This is a genomic window from Cryptosporangium phraense, assembly GCF_006912135.1.
Classification (GTDB): Bacteria; Actinomycetota; Actinomycetes; order Mycobacteriales; family Cryptosporangiaceae; genus Cryptosporangium; species Cryptosporangium phraense.
The window spans coordinates 18,830-40,374 of sequence record NZ_VIRS01000024.1 but is presented as its reverse complement, the minus strand read 5'-3'; the positions used below and the strand labels follow the sequence as shown (position 1 = coordinate 40,374).

The following is a 21,545-nucleotide window of genomic DNA, read 5'->3' as shown; positions in this document are numbered from 1 at the left end:
CCCGCTCGTTCTCGGGTGGTTGCTCGCCCACCCTCGCTCGCTGGGGGTGTGCCGGGTTCACGAGGTGGCGAGGTGGCGAAGGGCGAGCGCGTAGCCGTTGAGGCCGAGGCCGATGATCGCGCCGGTGGCGACCGCCGAGATCACACTGGTGTGCCGGAATTGCTCGCGCTTGTGCACATTAGTGATGTGCACCTCGATCAGCGGGGCGGTGAGCATCGCGCAGGCGTCGCGGACCGCGATGTTGTAGTGCGTCCAGGCGCCGGGGTTGAGGACGACCGGGGCGCGCTCGTCGGCCGCCCGGTGCAACCAGCCGAGCATCTCGTGCTCGGCGTCGGTCTGGCGGACCTCGACGTCGACTCCGAGCTCCTTGCCGGTCGTTTCGCAGAGCCGGACCAGGTCGGCGTACGAGTCCGAGCCGTAGATCTCCGGTTCCCGGGTACCGAGGCGGCCGATGTTCGGGCCGTTGAGCACGTAGATCACAGCTGCACCGCCTTGGCCGGGGAGCTCTCGGTGCCCACCGCCGAGTAGGCGGCGACCAGCAGGCCCGGGTCGGGGTCCTCCAGGATCGTCGGCTTCCCGAGACCGTCGAGGACGATGAACCGCAGGCGGTTGCCCCGGCTCTTCTTGTCGACGCGCATCGAGTCGAGGAGCTTGGGCCAGGCCGCGGCCTGGTAGGTGAGCGGGAGCCCGAGCAGCTTCAGCACGTCGGCGTGGCGGTCAGCGGTGGCGTCGTCGAGGCGCCCGGCCAGGCGGCCGAGCTCGGCCGCGAACACCAGGCCGACGCTGACCGCCGCACCGTGCCGCCAGCGGTAGCGCTCGTTCTTCTCGATCGCGTGGCCGAGCGTGTGGCCGTAGTTGAGGATCTCGCGGAGCCCGGATTCTTTGAGGTCCTGCGAGACCACGTCGGCCTTCACCCGGATCGATCGTTCGACGAGCTCCTGGAGGGCCGGGCTCGTGGGATCGGTTGCTCGCTCCGGGTCGGCCTCGATGAGCTCCAGGATGCGCGGGTCGGCGATGAAGCCGGTCTTGACGACCTCGGCCATGCCGGCCACCAGCTCGTGCTTCGGGAGCGTCTCCAGCGTCGCCAGATCGACGAGGACGCCGGCCGGCGGGTGGAACGCGCCGACCAGGTTCTTCCCGGCCGCGGTGTTGATGCCGGTCTTGCCGCCGACCGCGGCGTCGACCATGCCGAGCAGCGTCGTCGGGACCTGCACCACGCGGACGCCACGCAGCCAGCACGCGGCGACGAACCCGGCGAGGTCGGTGACCGCGCCGCCGCCGAGGCCGACGATCGCGTCGGTGCGGGTGAAGCCGGCCTGGCCGAGGACGTCCCAGCAGAAGCCGGCGACCTCGAGGGTCTTGCCGTCCTCGGCGTCCGGGATCTCCAGCGAGTGGGCCTCGAAACCCTGGGCGCGCAGGTCGTCGCGGACGGCCTCGCCGGTGGTGCGGAGGGCGCCCGGGTGGATGATCGCGACCCGCTGGGCCCCGCCCAGCAACGGTGGAAGCTCCCCGAGCAGGCCGCGGCCGACGAGCACGTCGTAGGACGAGTCCCCGGTCACCGCGATCCGAGTGACCCCGTCGGCCGGGCCGGCCGGGTCGGTGGAGCTCATGCCGGGACCTCGTCGAGCTGGGCGACGACCTCAGCGAGGATGTCGTCGGGGGTGCGGCCGTCGGTGGTGACGGTGACCGTGGCGACCTCGGCGTAGATCGGGGCGCGTTCGGCCAGCATGGTGCGCAGGGCCGCGCGCGGGTTGAGCGCCAGCAGCGGGCGGGCGGTGTTGAGGCCGACGCGGTCGGCGGCGTCGGACAGGCCGACGTCGAGGAAGACGACGCGGTGGCCGGTGAGGGCCTTCCGGGTGGCCTCGGCGAGGACGGCGCCGCCGCCCAGCGCCAGTACCCCGTCGTGGGTCTCCAACGCGGTCCGCACGGCCGCCACTTCCAGGGCGCGGAACGCCGGTTCGCCGTCGTCGACGAAGATGTCGCTGATCGGCTTGCCCGCCGCGGCCTCGATGTCGTGGTCGACGTCGCGGAAGTTCGTGCCCAGGCGCTCGGCGAGAAGCTGACCGATCGTGGTCTTCCCGGCCCCCGGAGGGCCGACCAGCACCGCTACCGGGCGCGTCACTCGATCACCAGGTTCGCCGTGTAGCCGGCGAGGTTGCGCCGGACCTCGTCCACCGAGTCGCCGCCGAACTTCTCCAGCGCCGCGGTCGCCAGCGTCAGCGCGACCATCGCCTCGGCCACGATCGCCGCCGCCGGCACCGCGCAGACGTCGCTGCGCTGGGCGATCGCCTTGGCGGCCTCGCCGGTCGTCACGTCGACGGTCTGCAGCGCGCGGGAGATCGTCGCGATCGGCTTCATCGCACCCCGGATGCGCAGGACCTCACCGGTGGTCATGCCGCCCTCGATGCCACCGGCGTGGCCGGAGAGCCGCCGGACGCCGTCGGGGGTGTTGACGATCTCGTCGTGCGCCTTCGAGCCGCGGGACCGGGCCTGGGTGAACGCGTCCCCGATCTCGACGCCCTTGAACGCCTGAATGCTGATCAGCGCGGCGGCCAGCCGGGAGTCGAGCTTGCGGTCCCACTGGACGTGGCTTCCGAGGCCGGGCGGCAGCCCGTAGGCCAGCACCTCGACGATGCCACCGAGCGTGTCGGCGTCGGCCTTGGCCGCGTCCACCTCGGCGACCATCCGGGCCGAGGCGTCGGCGTCGGCGCAGCGCAGCGGGTCGGCGTCGATGCGCTCGCGGTCCGCCGGCGTCGGGAGGTCGGCGCCGTCCTTGACCGCGACCGACCCGAGCTCGACGACGTGCGACACGATCTCGACGCCGAGCGCCTGGCGCAGCAGCGACTGGGCGACGGTGCCGAGCGCGACGCGGGCCGCGGTCTCCCGGGCGCTGGCCCGCTCGAGGATCGGGCGGGCGTCGGAGAAGCCGTACTTCTGCATGCCGGCGAGGTCGGCGTGGCCGGGGCGCGGCCGGGTGAGCGGGGCGTTGCGGGCCAGCGTGGCCAGGACCTCGGGATCGACCGGGTCCGCGGACATGACCTCTTCCCACTTCGGCCACTCGGTGTTGCCGACCCGGATCGCGACCGGGCTGCCGAGCGTCAGGCCGTGGCGGACGCCGCCGAGGATCTCCACCTCGTCCTGCTCGAACTTCATCCGGGCGCCCCGGCCGTAGCCCAGGCGGCGGCGGGCGAGCTGTTCGGAGATCTCGGACGTGGTCACCGCGATACCGGCGGGAAGTCCTTCCAGCATCGCGACGAGGGCGGGCCCGTGGGACTCACCGGCGGTCATCCAGCGCAACATGCTCTCCAGTCTTTCATGGCCCGGGCTAGCGAAAGACGACCGCGGTGAGCGCTCCGGCGAGGAGGAACGGGCCGAAAGCCAGGCGATCGGTGCGAGACAGGCGGCGAGTGACGAGAAGTGCGGCCGCGCCGAGACCGCCGTAGGCGAATCCGTAGACCAGGCCGGCCAGGACCTCGGGCCAGCCGAACCAGCCCAGGGCGGCGCCGAGGAGGCCGGTGAGCTTGACGTCGCCGTAGCCGAAGCCGGCCGGGGCGGCGATCGCCAGCACGTAGAGGACCGCGAACGCGACCGCGCCGCCCTCGATCGCCCGGACCCAGTGGGTGGGGCCGCCGAGGCTCAGCAGGAGCGCCAGGATCGGGTAGGCGGGGAGCACGATCGCGTCGGGTAACCGGTGGGAGCGCACGTCGACCGGGGCCAGCACGAACCCGGCCCCGGCGAGGAACACCAGCCCGAGGAGCGCCGCCCCACCCCCCGACGCCCACCCCACGACCCCACCGACGGCCGCCGCCGCCAAACCGACCGCTGCCGGTGCGAGCCGCACCGCCCAAGCGCGCCCGACCGCGGCCGGTGCGAGCCGCCCCGCCGAGGCGCTCCCGACCACGGACCTCGCCGCCCCGGGCCTCGGGGCCGGGGGCGCATCGGGCCGGACCATCGACGCGGCCGCCGCGCGGGCCAGGGCGGGCTCCCCCGCCACCGGGCCGGTGGCCACGAGCGCCACCCGCTCGACGTACTCGGCCAGCCACCCCCGCCCCGCGAACCCCGCCAACCCGACGATCAGACCCGCGACCAGCGCCTCCACGCGCTCACCGGGCCAGTGCCAGCGCGGCTCGCATCGCGTCGATCGGGGGCTCCTGGCCGGTCATCAGCCGCACCTGGTGCCCGGCCTGGTGCAGCAGCAGATCGAGCCCCGACACCACCCGGCACCCGGCCGCCACCGCCGCGGTCGCCAGCGCGGTGGGCCATGGGTCGTACACCACGTCGAACACCACCGCCGACGGACGCAGCGCCGCGTGCGCCAGCGGGTCGGCCGCGCCCTTCGGCAGCGTCGAGATCACCAGGTCGGCGTCGGCCAGCCGGGCCGGAGCCTCGTCCAGCGACCGCACGTCGAGCGTCACCCCCAACCGCTCCGCGGTCGTCCGCAGTTCCCCGGCCCGCGCCGGGTTCCGCACGAGAGCCGTCACCGGCCCGCCCACGGCCGGCCTCGTCAGCCCGGCCGGCCCAGCCGGCCCGGCGAGCGCGGCCAGTGCGGCTTGCGCCGTTCCCCCGGCCCCCAGGATCAACGGCGCTGCCGGCGCCACCAGACCGGCTTCGCGCAACGCATCCGCCATCCCCGGAGCGTCGGTGTTCTCGGCCCGGCGCCCCTCCGGCCCCAGCACCAGCGTGTTCGCCGCCCCGATGGCCGCCGCCGCCGGGCTCACCGACGTCGCCACCGACAGCGCCACCCGCTTCAACGGCATCGTCAGCGACAGCCCGGCCCACTCCGGCCCCAGCCCGTCGACGAACCCGGCCAGCCCGTCCTCGACGCACTCGACCCGCGAGTACGTCCACCCGGCCAGCCCCAGCGACGCGTAGGCCGCCGAATGCAACACCGGCGACAACGAATGTGCGATCGGCGAACCCAGCACCGCCGCCCGCCTCACGGCGACATCGACAACAGACACGCCGCTCACCCTAAGCGAGCGGACCCCGCCCCCGCCGGAGCCGTCCACAGGCTCAGCAGCGGCCGACCGCCCGGCACTTGATGATGTTCTGCTGGTGCACGTTGTAGTCGTCGGTGAAGGCCGAGTGCCGGTCTTCGGTCACGACCACGAAGTACGTCCAGTTGCCCGGCGTCGGGTTCGCGGCCGCCTTCAGCGCCGCGTCGCCCGGGTTGCCGATCGGCGTCGGCGGCAGGCCCTGATGCCGGTCGACGTCGGTGCTGTAGTTGTTGTCGGGGTCCTTCAGCTCGGCGTCGGTGACGATGTTCTTCCGGCCCTTGCCGGTCTGGATCAGCCAGTACTGCGTCGTCGAGTCGAACTGCAGGTACGAGAGCGCGCCGGTCGAGTTGAGCCGGTTGTAGATGACCCGGGAGATCTTCCCGAAGTCGTCGTTGATGCCCTCCTGCTCGATCAGCGACGCGATGATCATCAGATCCCACTCGCTGACGCCCAGCTCCTGCGCCTTCCCGGCCAGGTCGTCCTTGGTCGCGGCCTGGACCGACAGCGCGACCATCTGCTTGAGCACGCCCTCCGCGGTCGACTTGTCGTCGAACTCGTACCTCGACGGGTAGAGGAAGCCCTCGAGCACGCGCTTGCTCGGGCTCGGCCCGCCCCACTCCGGGACGCCGAGCGCGGCCGGGTCCTTCGCGGCCGCCTGGAAGTCCGCGAGCGGAATGCCGGACTTCTTGGCCAGCAGCGGCAGGATCTCCTTGACCGTGAGGCCCTCGGGGATGATCACGAACGGCCCGCTGACCCGGTTCGCCCGGTCGAGCAGCATGACGAGCGCGTCCGACGCCTTCATGCGCTTCTTGAGCCGGTACGTCCCCGGCTGCAGACCGGTCGTCGAGTCCGGGTTGTCGGCAGCCGCGTTGACGAACGCCTTGGCGCTGGCGATGACCTGCTTCGAGTACAGCGTGTTGCCGATGGCGGTGACGGTCTGGTCGTCCTCGATCGTCACGTCCACCGAGCCGGATCCCGGCCCGTCGTAGTCGTCGGCGGTGAAGAAGTCCTTGACCTTCGTGACGCCGTACCAACCACCGAACGCGAGACCGCCGAGCACCGCCACGACGACCAGCAGAGCCACTAACGTCCTACCGCTGCTGCGATCGCCCTTTTTCCGGCGATGCCGACCGGCGGCGCCGGGGCCGTAGCCACCCGACTCCTCCGTGAACGGCACGAGATCGAGGTCGTTCACGGGTGATCCGCACTCCGCTCCGCGTCCAACCAGGCCTGAAGGATGAGCACCGCGGCGGCCTGGTCCACCACAGCGCGGTGTTTCTTCCCGCGTACGCCCCTCTGAGAGAGAGTACGTCCCGCGATGACCGTCGTCAGCCGTTCATCGGACAACTCGACCGGTACCGGGTGGGGAAGAACACTGAGCCGCTCGGCCAGCGAGCCGGCATACGCACGCGCGGCGACCGCCGCCGCACCCTCCGCTCCCGACAGCGAGCGGGGCAGACCGACGACCACGACGATCGCCTCGTACTCGGACACCAGCTCCACGAGTCGGTCGAGATCGGTCTCGTGACGTACGTCACGCCGGACCGTCTCCAGCGGCGTCGCCAGCATCCCCGAGGGGTCGCTGACCGCGACGCCGACTCGCACGGATCCGACGTCGACGCCGAGCCGAACCCCTCGTTTCACCGTAGGAAGCGCTTCCACAGAAGTGATTGTGCCGTAAACACCAGACGGTCCCGGTCTGCGTAGCAAACCGGGACCGAAAAGCTGACCTCAGACCGCACTCGCGACCAGGTCGGTGATCGACGCCAGCACGGTCGGAGCCGCGTCGGCCGGCACGCCACCGCCCTGGGCCAGGTCGTCGCTGCCGCCACCGCGGCCCGACAACGCACCCTTCACCAGCATGGACGCCGAGATCCCGCGGTCGCGCGCGGCCTTGTTCACCGCGACGACCAGCGACGCCTTGCCGTTCGCCCGGGCGGCCACGGCCACCACGCCGGCGCGGTCGGCGGCCAGGCGGCCCCGGATCTCCTGGGCCAGCGACCGCACGTCGTTGCCCGCGGTGCCCTCCGGCGCCTCGATCGCGGCGACCGCGACCCCGCTCACGTCCACGGCCCGGGACGCGATGTCTCCGGCCCCGCTCAGCACCGCGGCCGCCCGCAGCTTCTCCAGCTCGCGCTCGGCGTCACGCAGCTGGGCCACGACCGCCGACACCCGGTCGGGCAGCTCGTCCGGCTTGGCCTTGAACTGCTCGGCCAGCTTCGACACGAGCAGGTGCTCGCGGGCCAGGAACCGGAACGCGTCCAGCCCGACCAGCGCCTCGACCCGGCGCACCCCGGACCCGATCGACGCCTCGGACAGCAGCTTCACCACGCCCAGCTGCCCCGACCGCGCCGCGTGCGTGCCGCCGCACAGCTCCCGGGCGTACTCGCCGACCTCGACGACCCGGACCTCGTCGCCGTACTTCTCGCCGAACAGCGCCATCGCGCCGATCCGTCGGGCCTCGTCCTGCGAGGTGATGAACGCCCGCACCTCGAGGTCGTCGAGCAGGACCGCGTTGACCTCGTCCTCGACGTCGGACAGGACCGACTGCGGGACCGCGCCGGGCGTGTTGAAGTCGAACCGCAACCGACCGGGGGCGTTGAGCGAACCGGCCTGGGTGGCCGACTGGCCGAGCGCACCGCGGATCGCGGTGTGGATCAGGTGCGTCGCGGTGTGCGCGCGGGAGATCGCCCGGCGCCGGTCGACGTCGATCGTGGCCAGCACCGGGTCGTCGACCTTGATCTCGCCGTCGACGACCTGGCCGCGGTGGACGATCAGACCGGGCAGCGGCTGCTGGACGTCGTAGACCTCGAACCGGCCGGCCGGGGTCACCAGCACGCCCTGGTCGGGCTGCTGGCCGCCGCCCTCGGCGTAGAACGGGGTCGAGTCGAGGACGACCTCGACCTCTTCGCCCTGCCCGGCACCGGACCGGATCTGCCCGTCGCGACCGATGATGCCGCCGACCCGCGCCTCGCGCTCCACCTCGAGGTAGCCGGTGAAGTTCGTCGGACCGGTCCGGTCGAGCACCGAGCGCAGCACCGACGTGTCGGCGTGCCCGGTCTTCCGGGCCTGCGCGTCGGCCTTGGCCCGGGCGCGCTGCTCGGACATCAGCCGCCGGAAGCCCTCTTCGTCGACGCTCAGGCCCTGCTCGGCCGCCATCTCCAGCGTCAGGTCGATCGGGAAGCCGTACGTGTCGTGCAGCTGGAACGCCGACGCGCCGGAGAGCACCGAGCCACCGGACGACTTCGTCGACGCGACCGCGGTGTCCAGATGGGTCGTCCCCGAGCGGAGCGTCGCGCGGAACGCGTCCTCCTCCGCGTAGGCGTAGCCCGCGATCCGCGCGTAGTCCGACGCGATCTCCGGATAGGACCCGGCCATCGCGTCGCGCGCCACCGGGAAGAGCTCCGGGAACGACGGGTCCTCGAACCCGAGCAGACGCATCGACCGCACCGCCCGACGGAGGATCCGGCGCAGCACGTAGCCGCGCCCCTCGTTGCCGGGCGTCACGCCGTCGCCGATCAGCATCAGCGCGGTGCGCACGTGGTCGGCCACGACCCGCAGGCGGACGTCGTCGGGGTTCGGGTGCCCGTCGTGCTGCTGGTGCGCCGGGTAGGTCTTGCCGGACAGCGCGGCCGCGCGGTCCAGGATAGGACGGACCTCGTCCACCTCGTAGAAGTTGTCCACACCCTGCAGCAGGAACGCGACCCGCTCCATGCCCATGCCGGTGTCGATGTTCTGCGCGGGCAGGTCGCCGAGGATCTCGTAGTCGGTCTTGCCCGAGCCGGGACCCCGCTCGTACTGCATGAAGACGAGGTTCCAGAACTCCAAGTAGCGGTCGCCGTCCGGCTCCACCCCGGGGGTGTTCACGTACTCGGGGCCGTACTCCGGGCCGCGGTCGATCAGGATCTCCGAGCACGGGCCGCACGGGCCGGGCACGCCCATCGACCAGAAGTTCGGGCCCTTACCGAGCCGGATGATCCGCGACTCCGGCACCCCGATGTCGGAGTTCCACAGCCGGTACGCCTCGTCGTCCTCTTCGTAGACCGAGACCCAGAGCTTCGACTCGTCGAAGCCGTACCCGCCGTCGGCGATCGAGTTGGTGACCAGCTCCCACGCGTAGCGGATCGCGCCGGACTTGAAGTAGTCCCCGAACGAGAAGTTGCCGTTCATCTGGAAGAACGACCCGTGCCGGGTCGTCTTGCCGACCTCGTCGATGTCGAGGGTCCGGACGCACTTCTGGACGCTGGTCGCGCGCGGATAGGGCGGCGTCACCTGGCCGAGGAAGTACGGCTTGAACGGCACCATGCCTGCGTTGACGAACAGCAGGTTGGGGTCGTCGGCGATCAGCCCCGCGCTGGGGACCACGGTGTGCCCGCGGTTCGCGAAGTGATCGAGGAAGCGTTGCCGGATCTCAGAGGTCTTCATCGCCAGGTGTCCGTCGGTTCGAATAGGGCTGTCTTCGACACTATCTCTCGCGCTCACCGGGCTGCGCTGCCCAGTTTTCTCCCGCGCCCGGGCCGTGCCCGCCCCGACGCCCCGCCGAGCGAAGCCTCACCCGAGTCGGGCACGACCCGAGCCCTGAGCCAGGCACAACCCAAGCCTCATGCACAACCTGAGCCAGGCACAACCTCAGCCGCACCCGCTCCCACCTCCGCGCCCCGCCCGGCCCCCGGCCCCCCGCCCCGGCCCCCCGGCCCCGGCGCCCGGCGCCCGCCGGCGTCCGCACAGGACGGAGCTACGGTGCTCGGTGCTGACCGCCCTCGTACTCGCCCGCCTGCTGCTGCTCCAACGCCCGGGTCAGCGCGACCTCCTGCTCGGCCATCGCGACCCGCGCGTCCTCCACGAACGCCCGGACCGAGTCGAGCAGCCCGACGGCCGAACCGCGGGCCGAGCCGGCCAGACCGCGCGGGCTGTACGCCTCCGCGGTCTTGGTGATCTTCCGGACGACGAGAATCCCGACCGCCGCCCCGACGCCGATCCAGAACAGACGCCGCATCAGGCGCCCTTCCGCCGCTTCTTGAGCTCGTCACGGACCTCGCGCTCGACCTCGGTCGCGCGCCGGGCCCGGATCGCCGACCGGATGCCGTAGCTGAACGCCGCGGCCTTCACCAGCGGACCGGACACCGTCGCGCCGAACAGCGTCGTCACCTGGGCGATGCTGCCGGTCACCGCGGACACGTGGTCGGTCAGCGTGTCGACCTTGTCGAGCTGCTGGTTCACCCCGCCCAGCGTCTGGTTGACCCCGTCGACCGTGACGTGGGCGCTGGCCAGGATCGGCACCGCCTGCTCGGTGATGTCGGTGATGGCCTTGGTGGCCGCGTCGACCGTGCGGCCGAGCTTGATCAACGGTACGGCGAGCGCACCGACCAGAAGCACGAACGCGACGGCGGCGATGATGGCCGCGATTCCGCCGAGAGACACCGGCGAGTCTCCTTGGTTGAGTGGGCTAGGCGTCGACCCTACCGCCTGCGGTGATCACCGCGTGTCAGCCCCTACCCCGGATCGCCGCGCGCAATCTCTCGAGGCGTTCGGCCACCGCGCGTTCGGCCCCGCGGCGGGTCGGATGGTAGTAGTCGCGGCCGACGAGTTCGTCCGGCGCGTACTGCTGGGCCACCACACCGGCCGGGTCGTCGTGCGGGTACCGGTAGCCGGCCCCGTGACCGAGCGTCTTCGCGCCCGGGTAGTGCGCGTCCCGCAGCGCGGTCGGCACTCCCCCGGTCTTCCCGGCCGTGATGTCGCCCAGGGCCGCGCCGATCGCGGTCGTCACCGCGTTGGACTTCGGCGCGGTCGCCAGGTGCACGACCGCGTGGGCCAGCGTCAGCTGCCCTTCGGGCAGGCCGATCAGCTGGATCGTCTGCGCGGCCGCGACCGCGGTCAGCAGCGCGGTCGGGTCGGCCATCCCGACGTCTTCGCTGGCGAAGATCACCAGCCGGCGCGCGATGAACCGCGGGTCTTCGCCCGCGGTGAGCATCCGCGCCAGCCAGTGCAGCGCCGCGTCGACGTCGGACCCGCGCATGCTTTTGATGAACGCGCTGGTGACGTCGTAGTGCGCGTCTCCGTCGCGGTCGTAGCGGACCGCGGCCGTATCGACCGCCGCCTCAGCCGTCTGCAGGTCGATCAGTACCGCGCGTTCTTTTTTCGACGCCGAGCGGCTGTCGCCAGCGGTGAGTGCAGGACCCGCTGCTGCCTCCTGCGGCCCGGCGTCCGCCCCGCCCGGAGCCGCCGCCGCCTCGGGCCCGGCCGAGGCGGGCACGCCGGAGGCGGCCACGCCGGAAGCGGCCACGCCGGAAGCGGCCACGCCGGAAGCGGGCACACCGGAAGCGGGCACATCTGAGGCGGGCGCGTCGGAGGCGGGCGCATCTGAGGCGGGCGCGGTGTCGCGGGCGGCGGCGGCCAGGGCCGCGTCGGCGGCGGCCTCGAGCGCGGTCAGGGAGCGCCGGGCGTCGCCGGCGGCCAGGCGGACGAGGTGCTCCTCCGCCTCGGGGGCGAGCCGGACCCGGCCGCGCAGGCCGCGGTCGTCGGCGACCGCGCGCCGCAGCAGCGCCCGGATGTCTTCCCCGTCGAGCGGCTGGAGCGTGAGCAGCAGAGATCGCGAGAGCAGCGGCGACACCACCGAGAACGACGGGTTCTCGGTGGTCGCGGCCACCAGCGTCACCGTGCGGTCTTCCACCGCGGCCAGCAGCGAATCCTGCTGCGTCTTCGAGAACCGGTGCACCTCGTCGACGAACAGCACCGTGTACACGCCGCGACGCCGCTCGAGCTTCGCCTGCTCGATCACCGCACGCACGTCCTTCACCCCGGCCGACAACGCCGAGAGCGCGACGAACCGCCGCGACGTGGCCCGCGAGACCAGGTGCGCGATCGTCGTCTTACCGGCCCCCGGCGGCCCCCACAGAATCACCGACAGCGGCGCGTCGCCCTCGACCAGCCGGCGCAGCGGCGACCCGGGCCCCAGCAGATGCCGCTGCCCGACGAGCTCGTCCAGCGTTCGCGGCCGCATCCGCACCGCCAGCGGCGCGTACGGATCGACCCGCTCCTCGCGCGCCGGAGCCACCGGCTCGTCGATCTCGTCGAACAAACTTTCCACGCCCCGACCCTACTGAGCCCCACCGACAACCGGACCGGACGTCGAATGTGGCGTACCGTCTGCCTCACCAGTGAACACTGGCAACGTCGCCTCAGTCCGCCGGAGAACGGAACGTGTTCGCACGCCTGGGCCGGTTCTGCTACCGGCGTCGCCGAACGGTGGTCGTGCTCTGGCTGCTGGTCTTCGTCGCCGGGATCGCCTGCACCGGGCGCGTCACCGATCGGCTCGGCGGCGGGCAGCAGGCGTCCGAATCGATGGAGTCGGTCCGGGCCGCGACCCTGCTCGCGGAGATGTCCGAATACGGCGGCCGCGTCTCGGCGGTCGTCGACGGCGGTCGCGGCCCGGCCGGGCTCGAGCCGGCCGTCACCGCCGCGCAGGACGACCTCGTCCAGATCGACGGCGTCGGCCGGGTGCTCGACCCGTACGCAGCGCAACTCCCGGACGCGGCGCGAGCGCCCCTCGTCTCCACCGACGGGAACGCGCTGCTGGTCGTCGTCGATCTGAGAAGGGATCTGCCGATCGACCGGCAGCACGCCGTCGAACAAGCGGTCTCGGACCGCCTGCACCGCATCGCGGACGAGGTCCCCGGCGCGCGGGTGACCGTCGGCGGACCGGCTCTGCTGCAGCGGCAGATCAACGAGCAGACGCGGGCCGACACCGAGAAAGGCGAGGTCATCGCGCTGCCGATCACGCTGATCGCGATGGTCGTGATCTTCGGCGGGGCGGTCGCGGCCGGGATCCCGATCGTCGGCGCGCTGGCCTCGATCGCCTGCGGCCTGCTCGTGATGCTCGGCCTGCTCCGGCTGATGGACCTCGACCCGAACGTGCTCTCGGTCAGCACGGTGCTGGCCCTCGGGCTCTCGATCGACTACGCGCTGCTGATGGTCAACCGCTTCCGCGAGGAGCGGTACGCCACGCGGACGATCCCCGACGCGGTGGAGCGGACGGTCGCGGTCGCCGGCCGGACGATCACGTTCTCGGCGCTGACGGTCGCGCTGTCGCTGGCCGGGCTGTTCGTCTTCCCCAGCCCGATCTTCCGCGGGATCGGATCGGCCGGCGTCGGCGTCGTGCTGTTCGCGCTGCTGGCGGGCGTCACGCTGGTTCCGGCGCTGCTCGGGCTCAGCGCCCGGCGGGTCGGGGTCGGGCGGCACCGCCCGGAGCGGCCGAGCGACGACGGGACGTTCGCCCGGCTGGCGCGCCTGACCCGGCGGCGGCCGCTGCTCGCGACGCTGCTGCTGGTCGTGCTGCTGGCCGCGGCCGGGATCCCGTTCGCGTCGGTGCGGTTCGTGAACAGCAGCGCGGCCGTGCTGCCGTCGGGGTTCGAGGCCCGGCAGTTCGCCGAGGTGACCGCCGAGCGCTTCCCCGGTCAGGGCGCGCCGCCGATCACGGTCGTGGCCAACACGAGCCAGTTCGAGCTGGCGGTCTGGGCGGCGTCGCTGAAGGACGATCCGCGGGTCGCCCGGATCGGCGTACCGGTGCAGGTCACCGAGGGCCTGTCGAGCATCGACCTGTCGCCGCGACCGAGCGACCACGACCGGATCGGCCGCGAGTTGGTCGGGTCGATCCGCGCCGACCGGCCGCCGTTCCAGATCTGGGTCACCGGCGACACGGCGGTGCTCGTCGATTTCCTGGCCGAGGTGCGCCAGTACGCGCCGTGGGCGCTGACGCTGATGGTCGTGGCGACGTTCGTGCTGCTGTTCGCGATGACCGGCTCGATCCTGGTGCCGGTCAAGGCGCTGGTGATGAACGTGCTGTCGCTGGGGGCCTCGTTCGGCGCGCTGAAGCTGATCTTCCAGGACGGCCACCTGCACGAGTACCTGGGCTTCACCCCGACCGGTGGCCTCGAGCCGTTCGTCCCGGTGCTGGTGTTCTGCTTCGCGTTCGGGCTCTCGATGGACTACGAGGTGTTCCTGCTGTCCCGGATCAAGGAGCTGCGCGACGCCGGGCTGCCGACCGACCGGGCCGTCGAGATCGGCCTGCAGCGCTCCGGGAAGATCATCACGTCGGCGGCGCTGCTGATGATCATCGTGTTCGCCGGGTTCGCGGCCGGGCGGATGCTCGCGATCAAGGAGCTGGGCGTCGCGATGGCGATCGCGGTCGCCGTCGACGCCACGCTGGTGCGGTGCCTGCTCGTGCCGGCGGCGATGGCGCTGCTCGGCGAGGCGAACTGGTGGGCGCCGGCACCGCTGCGCCGTCTGCACGAGCGGTACGGGCTGCGGGAGGCGCCGCCGGTCGGCGGCGCCTCCGAGCCTCACTCCTTCGGCTTGGCGTCCACGCCCGCTTCCTTGCGCTGACGCGCGGAGATCGGCGCCGGCGCTCCGGTCAGCGGGTCCTGGCCGGAACCCATCTTCGGGAACGCGATGACGTCACGGATCGACTCGACGCCGGCCAGCAGCGCGCAGAGGCGGTCCCAGCCGAGCGCGATGCCGCCGTGCGGCGGGGCGCCGTACTTGAACGCCTCGAGCAGGAAGCCGAACTTGCTCTGCTGGTCCTCCTCGGACAGCCCGAGAACCTGGAAGACGCGCTCCTGCACCGACCGGTCGTGGATACGGATCGAGCCGCCGCCGATCTCGTTGCCGTTGAGCACGATGTCGTAGGCCCAGGCCAGGGCCTCGCCCGGCGACTGCTCGAAGCGGTCGATCCAGTCGGCGTTCGGGCTGGTGAACGGGTGGTGCACGGCCGTCCAGGCGCCCGAGGCCCCCTCGACGCCGATCTCGCCGCCGCCGACCGGCTCGAACATCGGCGCGTCGACGACCCACAGGAACTCCCAGCGGGACTCGTCGATCAGGCCGCCGCGGCGGCCGATCTCGAGCCGGGCCGCGCCGAGGAGTTCGAGCGTGGAGTGGCGCTCGCCGGCGCCGAAGAACACCGCGTCGCCGGGCTTGGCGCCGACCGCGTCGGCCAGCCCTTGGAGGTGCTCCTCGGACAGGTTCTTGGCCACCGGGCCCTTGGCTTCGCCGGTGTCGGCGTCGAACAGCACGTACGCGAGGCCCCGGGCGCCCCGGGCCTTGGCCCACTCCTGCCAGCCGTCGAGCTCCTTGCGGGTCTGCGCGGCGCCGCCGGGCATGACGACCGCGCCGACGTGAGCGGCCTGGAAGACCCGGAACGTCGTCCCTTCGAAGTAGGACGTGAGATCGACGAGTTCGTTGCCGAACCGCACGTCGGGCTTGTCGGAGCCGTAGCGGGTCATCGCCTCGGCGTAGGTGAGGCGCGGCAGCGGGAGCGGGATCTCGTACCCGGCCACCTCGCGCCAGATCGCCGACACCACGGCCTCGCCGACCGCGATGACGTCGTCCTGGGTCACGAACGACATCTCGATGTCGAGCTGGGTGAACTCCGGCTGCCGGTCGGCGCGGAAGTCCTCGTCCCGGTAGCAGCGGGCGATCTGGTAGTACCGCTCCATCCCGGCCACCATCAGCAGCTGCTTGAACAGCTGCGGCGACTGGGGCAACGCGTACCAGGAGCCCGGCTGCAGGCGCGCGGGCACCAGGAAGTCGCGGGCGCCCTCGGGCGTCGAGCGGGTGAGCGTCGGCGTCTCGATCTCGACGAACTCCTGCTCGCCGAGCACCCGGCGGGCGATCGCGCTGACCTGGCTGCGCAGCCGGAGCGCGGCGGCCTGATGGGCCCGGCGCAGGTCGAGGTAGCGGTACTTGAGCCGGGCCTCCTCGCCGACCTCGCCGGCGGCCTGCCCGTCGATCGGGAACGGCAGCGGGGCGGCCTCCGAGAGGACGGTCAGGTTCTGCGCGACGACCTCGACCGCTCCGGTGGGGAGTTCGGGGTTCTCGTTGCCCTCCGGGCGAAGGCGGACCTCACCGTCGATCTTGATGCAGTACTCGGCCCGGAGGGCGTGGCCCTCCTCCTCGCGGAGGACGACCTGCACGTAGCCGGACGCGTCCCGGAGGTCGACGAAGATGACGCCGCCGTGGTCGCGCCGGCGGGCCACCCAGCCGGCGAGGGTGACGGTCTGCCCCGCGTGCTCGGCACGCAGGGTGCCGGCCTGGTGGGTGCGGTAGGCGGTCACGAGAGGAGCTCCTTGACGGTACGGGTGAGGTCGGTCAGCGGGACGGCCCGCTGGTCGGACGTGGTCAGGTCTTTGAGCTGGGCGGTGCCGTCGGCCAGGTCGCGGTCGCCGATGACGACGGCGTACCTGGCTCCCGAGCGGTCGGCGGCCTTCATCGCGCCCTTGAGGCCCTTGCCGCCGTAGCTCAGGTCGGCCGGGATCTGCGCGGCCCGCAGGTCGGTGACGATCTGCAGGCCCCGGCGGCGGGCTTCGTCGCCGAGCGGCACCACGAACGCCTGGACCCTGGCCGGCGGGTCGCCGATCAGGCCTTCGGCGCGCAGCGCGAGCAGCGTCCGGTCGACGCCGACCGCGTAGCCGATGCCGGAGACGTCCGGGCCGCCGAGCTCCTTCGAGAGCCCGTCGTAGCGGCCGCCGCCGCCGATCGCCGACTGCGCGCCGAGCCCGTTGTGGACGAGCTCGAACGTCGTCTTCGTGTAGTAGTCGAGGCCGCGGACGAGCCGCGGGGCCTCCACCCACTGCACACCGAGGTCGCGGAGGTGTTCGCGGACCTCGTCGTAGTGCTTCCGGCAGTCGTCGCACAGGTGGTCGACCATCAGCGGCGCGTCGGTGAGCTGCTTCGCCACCTCGGGACGCTTGTCGTCGAGCACGCGGAGCGGGTTGATCGCGGCCCGGCGGCGGGTCTCCTCGTCGAGGTCGAGGCCGGCCAGGAAGCTCTGGAGCTTCTCCCGGTACTGGGGCCGGCAGTTCGCGTCGCCCAGGGACGTCAGCTGGAGTTCGAAGTTTTCCAGCTTGATCGCGCGAAAGCCGGCGACGGCGAGCTGGACGACCTCGGCGTCCAGAGCCGGGTCGTCGACCCCGAGGGCCTCCATGTCGACCTGGGTGAAGTGCCGGTACCGACCGGCCTGCGGCCGCTCGTACCGGAAGTTCGACCCGACCGCGTAGAGCTTCACCGGCAGCTGCCCGGCGTACAGCTTGTGTTCGATGAACGCGCGCATCACGCCCGCGGTCAGCTCCGGGCGCAGCGTCAGCGACCGTCCGCCGCGGTCGTCGAACGTGTACATCTCCTTGCTGACGACGTCCGTCGACTCGCCGACGCCCCGGGCGAACAGCGCGGTGTCCTCGAAGACCGGCGTCTCGATGTAGCCGTAGCCGGCCGCCCGGAGCGGGGCGGTCAGCGCGTCGCGGACCGCGAGGAACGTCGCCGACTCGGGCGGGAGCGTGTCGAACGTCCCCTTCGGAGCGGTAAAGGTGGTCACAGGCCGGTCCTCGGAAGGTCTTCAGCGACTTGCAGCAGGTAGGGGTTCGTGGCGCGCTCGCGCGCGATCGTGGTGTCGGGCCCGTGGCCGGGTTTGACGACCGTGGCGTCGTCCATCGGCAGGACCACTTTCTTCAGGGACGTGAGCATGTCCTGGGCGCTGCCGCCGGGCAGGTCGACCCGGCCGATGGAGCCGGCGAACAGCAGGTCGCCGGAGAACAGCACGGGGGCGTCGGGGGTCTCGACGCCGAAGACCAGCGAGCCGGGGGTGTGGCCGGGGGCGAGCGTGGTTCTCAGGGTTACTCCGGCAAGTTCGAGCGTTTCGCCGTCTTTCAGCGCTTTGACATCGCTGGGCTCGGTGTACTCGAGGCCGAACATCGGGGTGCCCTTGGGGGCGCCGATGTAGGACCACGGGTCGGCGAGCTGGTCGGCGTCGGCCGGGTGGATGTACGCGGGGATGTCCTTGGCCCCGCACACCGGAGCGACCGAGAACGTGTGGTCGATGTGACCGTGGGTGAGGATCACGGCGGCCGGATGCAGCCGGTGCTTCGCCAGGAGGTCGTCGAGTTGGTCGACCACACCGATCCCCGGGTCGATGATCACGCACTGCTCGCCGGCCGCGGGGGCGACGACCCAGCAGTTCGTGCCGAGCGCGGGGGCCGGGAATCCGGCGATGAGCACGGGTGTCCTCTCTCTTCACGGAACGTTTTCCCCAGCCTACCGATAGGGCTGTCTCGACTCCGACCGCGTTTCCGTGGTGGCGGCGAGGTTCGGGCTGACCCGCTCTCGATAACGGAACGGCACGGGTGTAGAGGGTGTCGGCCTCTCTCCCAGGCAGGCGCCGTACACTCGGCCGCACTTGACGGAAGCCCCGATCGACGTATGCCCTGACAGGAGAGCACGTAGTGCCGACGAAGGATCGCCAGCGGCAGCTGGCCCGCGCGAAGCTCGAACGGCAGATGGCCCGGCGGGCCGCACAGGCGAAGCGCCGGCGACAGACCCAGGCCGCCGTGGGTGCGGGCATCGCGCTGCTCCTCGTCGTGGTCGGCGTGGGCTTCCTCGTCGCCAACCTGGGCGGCGACGACAAGAAGGACACCAAGACCACCGAGGCCGCGTCCGGCCCCAAGTGCACGTACCAGAAGGCCGACGCGAGCACCGGCAAGGTGAAGGACGTCGGCCTGCCGCCGACGTCGAACATCCCCGACACCGGTACCCGCACGGTGACGATGACGACGAACATCGGCCAGATCGACTTCACGCTCGACCAGGCCGCCGCGCCGTGCACGAGCAACAGCCTCACTTACCTGGCCGGCAAGAAGTTCTACGACAAGACGTCGTGCCACCGGCTGGTCACGACGGGAATCTTCGTGCTGCAGTGCGGCGACCCGTTCGGCGATGGCACCGGCGGCCCGGCGTACCGGTTCGGCACCGAGAACCTGCCGACGAACCAGCACCCGCCGTACCCGGCCGGCACGATCGCGATGGCGAAGAGCTCCGAGGCGATCTCGGTCGGCTCGCAGTTCTTCATCGTCTACAAGGACATCGAAGAGGGGTCGCTGCCCGCGGAGTACACGGTCGTGGGCAAGGTGACGAAGGGGCTGGATCTGATCACCGCCGCCGCCGCGAAGGGCGTGACGCCGGCGGATCCGAGCAACCCGAGCGACGGGAAGCCCAAGCAGGCCGTGAACATCACGACGCTGACGGTGTCGCCGGCGGCGAGCTAGTTCATTCGACGCGGAGGCCCGCCCCCTGGGATGGGGGTGGGCTTCTTGCGTTTCGTGGGGCGGATTTGTCGGGGCCCGGGCGCCGGGGCCGGGCGCCGGGGGCCGGGCGCCGGGAGCCAGGCGGCGGGCGGAGGCGCCGGTGCATGGGCGGGCGCCGCCGCATGGGCGGGCGCCGCCGCTCGGCGGTCGGCGGACGCTCGACGGGCGCCACGACCGACCGCCGGCGACGCAAACCTGAGGCCACCGGCCCGGCGCCCAGCCACCCCGCGGCCGCCAAGCCGCCGGACGGTGGGCACTGGACCGCCGGGTGGTAGGCACCGGACCGCCGGGTGGTAGGCACCGGACCGCCGGGTGGTAGGCACCGAGCCCCCGGACACCGGACACCGGGCGACGGGCCGCGGGCCACTGCGCGGCGGCCGGAGGCGCCAGTCCGGGGCTGCGAGCCGCCGCTCGGCGGCCGGCGGACGCTCGACGGAGCCACCACCGACCGCCCGGCGACGCAAACCTGAGCCCACGACCCGGCGCCCAGCCGCCCCACGGCCACCAGGCCGCCGAGCAGTGGACACCGGACCGCCGGGCAGTGGGCAGCGGGCAGCGGGCAGCGGGCAGCGGACCAGCGGACCAGCGGGCGACGGGCCGCGGGCCACTGGGCGGCGGTGCGCGGGCGACGGCCCCTGCCGACGGGGCGCGTGGCTTCGGGGTGCCGCGACGCGTGGCGCCGGGGTGCCCGGCACTGGGCACCGGACCGCGGGCGTTGGCCGCCTGACCGCGGCGTACCAGGCGCCGAGCCACAGCGCACCGGGCACCGGGCCTCGAGCCACAGGACGGTGGGCACCTGACCGCAGGGCAGCGCGAGACGGGCCGCGGCCCACTGGGCGCCGACAAACGGGCGCCGGACCCCTGCCGACAGGGCGCCGGGGCGCGTGGCACCGGGGTGGCGTAGGAGTGCTGAGCACCGGGCACAGGACCGCAGGGCAGTGGGCTCCGGGCCGCGCTGCGCCAGGCGCCAGGCGCCAGGCACCACGACGGTGGGCACCTGACCGCAGGGCAGCGCGAGACGGGGCCGCGGCCCACTGGGCGCCAACGCGCGGGCGCCGGGCACCTGCCGACAGGGCGCGGGGCGCCGGGGTGCTGGGCATCGGGCATCGGGCCACAGCGCACTGAGCACCGGGCGGCAGGACGGTGGCACCTGGCCGCAGGGCAGCACGAGACGTGCCGCGGAGCACTGGGCGGCGGCGCGCGGGCGACGGGCACCTGCCGGGGTGCGCGTGGCTTCGGACCCCTGCTCCCGGCCCCCGGGGCGCCGGAGCGCCGGGGTGCGGGACGCAGGGCCACGGAGGCGCAGTCCCGGAGTGGCTGGGATGCGGGGCGCCGGACCGAAGGGCCGCGGGGGTGCGGGGCGCGCAGGACCGCAGGACCGCAGGACCGCAGGACCGCAGGACCACGGGGACGCAGGGCCGCCGGGGCGCACAGCGCCAGGGTGCGGGGGCTCAGGACAGCGGGAGGCGCTCAGCGCGAGGGTGCGGGGGCTCAGGACAGCGGGCACGCGCGGTGCCGGAGAGCTGGGGTGCGGGGTGTCGGGATGCGGGGGTGTGAGGGCGCGGCCAGCAGCCTCGGCGAGCAACTACCCGGCGCACGGTGGTGTAGCGCGCACGGTGGTGTGGCGAGCGGCGGTACGACGGCGCCCCAGCACGACGAACGAAGGCACGCTGAGCGGCGGCTCAACAGACCGGTGACACAGCGGGCACGGCGGCGCGGCGAGCAACGGCAGGACGGGCGCTGCTGGGGCGGACGCGATGGACGGCGGGTACGGGGCCACGCGGCCACGCGGCCCGGCGGCCCGGCGGCCCGGCGGCCCGGCGGGCCAGCGCGACGATGCAGCGAGCCCAGCGGCCAACCGCGCGGCGCACCGCAGGCGCGACGGCCCAGCAGGCCCGGGCCGCCAGCCGCCCGGCACGCGCGACGGCTAAGCGGCCCGGCACGCGGCGCCTGGCAGGCACGACGATCCAGCGAGCTCAGCGACCAACCACGCTGTGCCCGGCAGGCACGACTGCCCAGCGATCAGCCGCGCAGCGCCCGGCAGGCGCAACAGTCCAGCGAGCCCAGCAGCCAACCACGAGGTCGAGCGGGCCTGGCGGCGCCAACGCGGTTCGCGCGATGAGCCGCAGCCCCATTGATTGCTAAGCACTTCACTAATTCCGCTAAGCGCTTAGCAAACCACGGAATCCCCCGATATCCACGAACTGACCAGGTCAGGGGCGATCCGGCCGGCCGGCCGGGCCGGGTCAGCCCTGTTGGGCTACGTCCCCCGGCGGCTCGGGCGCCCTCTCGGTCGCCTCCTGCAGCGACCCCGTCTCCCGGAAAGTATCGAGCCCCACGATCTTCGCCCGCACCTTCCCCGGCTCCGACGCCCCCGCCGGCCGGTCCGGCAACCTTCGCTCGACACCCATGCCCCAGCCTC

18 protein-coding genes are annotated in these 21,545 nt (G+C 72.7%); 2 read left to right on the top strand and 16 right to left on the bottom strand.

Annotated features, from left to right (window positions below; all coding sequences use genetic code 11):
* Positions 1-57 precede the first annotated feature (57 nt).
* The 12 genes from aroQ to FL583_RS41955 form a co-directional block, all read right to left on the bottom strand.
* Complete coding sequence (gene aroQ, locus FL583_RS28575) at positions 58-477, bottom strand: type II 3-dehydroquinate dehydratase (RefSeq protein ID WP_142707996.1); 420 nt, start codon at positions 475-477, stop codon at positions 58-60.
* Positions 477-1,610 carry a 3-dehydroquinate synthase gene (gene aroB, locus FL583_RS28570; protein WP_142707946.1) on the bottom strand — a complete coding sequence of 378 codons (1,134 nt, stop codon included), beginning with the start codon at positions 1,608-1,610 and terminating at the stop codon, positions 477-479. The genes aroQ and aroB overlap by 1 nt, the downstream gene beginning before the upstream one ends.
* Entirely contained in the window at positions 1,607-2,122 is a 516-nt protein-coding gene (locus FL583_RS28565) for a shikimate kinase (protein ID WP_142707945.1), read from the bottom strand. Before FL583_RS28565 ends, aroB begins: the two co-directional genes overlap by 4 nt.
* Positions 2,119-3,300 (bottom strand): chorismate synthase, encoded by a 1,182-nt coding sequence (aroC, locus tag FL583_RS28560; protein ID WP_142707944.1) that lies wholly within the window; start codon positions 3,298-3,300, stop codon positions 2,119-2,121. Before aroC ends, FL583_RS28565 begins: the two co-directional genes overlap by 4 nt.
* A 25-nt stretch (positions 3,301-3,325) precedes the next feature.
* Positions 3,326-4,099 (bottom strand): prepilin peptidase, encoded by a 774-nt coding sequence (locus FL583_RS42555; RefSeq protein WP_142707943.1) that lies wholly within the window; start codon positions 4,097-4,099, stop codon positions 3,326-3,328.
* A 4-nt stretch (positions 4,100-4,103) separates the two neighbouring features.
* Positions 4,104-4,961: a shikimate dehydrogenase gene (locus FL583_RS28550; protein WP_240746834.1), complete on the bottom strand. Its 858-nt coding sequence runs from the start codon at positions 4,959-4,961 to the stop codon at positions 4,104-4,106.
* Positions 4,962-5,013: 52 nt separating this feature from the next.
* Positions 5,014-6,081 carry an endolytic transglycosylase MltG gene (gene mltG, locus FL583_RS28545; protein ID WP_170323912.1) on the bottom strand — a complete coding sequence of 356 codons (1,068 nt, stop codon included), beginning with the start codon at positions 6,079-6,081 and terminating at the stop codon, positions 5,014-5,016.
* A 107-nt stretch (positions 6,082-6,188) separates the two neighbouring features.
* Positions 6,189-6,659, bottom strand: a complete 471-nt coding sequence (ruvX, locus tag FL583_RS28540) for a Holliday junction resolvase RuvX (protein WP_205752536.1) — start codon at positions 6,657-6,659, stop codon at positions 6,189-6,191.
* A gap of 69 nt (positions 6,660-6,728) precedes the next feature.
* On the bottom strand, positions 6,729-9,422 hold the full coding sequence (gene alaS / locus FL583_RS28535) for an alanine--tRNA ligase (RefSeq protein WP_142707941.1): 2,694 nt from the start codon (positions 9,420-9,422) through the stop codon (positions 6,729-6,731).
* Positions 9,423-9,732: 310 nt separating this feature from the next.
* Positions 9,733-9,993, bottom strand: a complete 261-nt coding sequence (locus tag FL583_RS28530; protein ID WP_142707940.1) for a hypothetical protein — start codon at positions 9,991-9,993, stop codon at positions 9,733-9,735.
* A complete protein-coding gene (locus tag FL583_RS28525) occupies positions 9,993-10,418 on the bottom strand; it encodes a DUF948 domain-containing protein (RefSeq protein ID WP_142707939.1) in 426 nt (141 codons plus the stop codon). The genes FL583_RS28530 and FL583_RS28525 overlap by 1 nt, the downstream gene beginning before the upstream one ends.
* A gap of 64 nt (positions 10,419-10,482) precedes the next feature.
* Positions 10,483-12,075, bottom strand: coding sequence for a replication-associated recombination protein A (locus FL583_RS41955; RefSeq protein ID WP_420843213.1), 1,593 nt, complete (start codon positions 12,073-12,075; stop codon positions 10,483-10,485).
* Positions 12,076-12,197: 122 nt separating this feature from the next.
* On the opposite strand from FL583_RS41955, the gene FL583_RS28515 reads away from it, so the two are divergent.
* Positions 12,198-14,378, top strand: coding sequence for an MMPL family transporter (locus tag FL583_RS28515; RefSeq protein ID WP_142707938.1), 2,181 nt, complete (start codon positions 12,198-12,200; stop codon positions 14,376-14,378).
* Here FL583_RS28515 and aspS read toward each other — a convergent pair.
* The 3 genes from aspS to FL583_RS28500 are packed head-to-tail and all read right to left on the bottom strand — an operon-like array spanning position 14,336 to position 18,041.
* The gene (gene aspS / locus FL583_RS28510; protein ID WP_142707937.1) at positions 14,336-16,105 is read right to left on the bottom strand and encodes an aspartate--tRNA ligase; all 1,770 of its coding nucleotides are present in this window, start codon (positions 16,103-16,105) and stop codon (positions 14,336-14,338) included. The two genes, FL583_RS28515 and aspS, sit on opposite strands and share 43 nt — an antisense overlap.
* Positions 16,102-17,361 carry a histidine--tRNA ligase gene (hisS, locus tag FL583_RS28505; RefSeq protein ID WP_142707936.1) on the bottom strand — a complete coding sequence of 420 codons (1,260 nt, stop codon included), beginning with the start codon at positions 17,359-17,361 and terminating at the stop codon, positions 16,102-16,104. Before hisS ends, aspS begins: the two co-directional genes overlap by 4 nt.
* Positions 17,358-18,041 carry an MBL fold metallo-hydrolase gene (locus FL583_RS28500; RefSeq protein WP_142707935.1) on the bottom strand — a complete coding sequence of 228 codons (684 nt, stop codon included), beginning with the start codon at positions 18,039-18,041 and terminating at the stop codon, positions 17,358-17,360. The genes hisS and FL583_RS28500 overlap by 4 nt, the downstream gene beginning before the upstream one ends.
* A 278-nt stretch (positions 18,042-18,319) precedes the next feature.
* On the opposite strand from FL583_RS28500, the gene FL583_RS28495 reads away from it, so the two are divergent.
* Positions 18,320-19,084, top strand: a complete 765-nt coding sequence (locus tag FL583_RS28495; protein ID WP_142707992.1) for a peptidylprolyl isomerase — start codon at positions 18,320-18,322, stop codon at positions 19,082-19,084.
* A 2,285-nt stretch (positions 19,085-21,369) separates the two neighbouring features.
* Here the strand turns inward: FL583_RS28495 and FL583_RS40385 are convergent.
* Positions 21,370-21,534, bottom strand: coding sequence for a hypothetical protein (locus tag FL583_RS40385; protein WP_170323911.1), 165 nt, complete (start codon positions 21,532-21,534; stop codon positions 21,370-21,372).
* Positions 21,535-21,545: the final 11 nt, after the last annotated feature.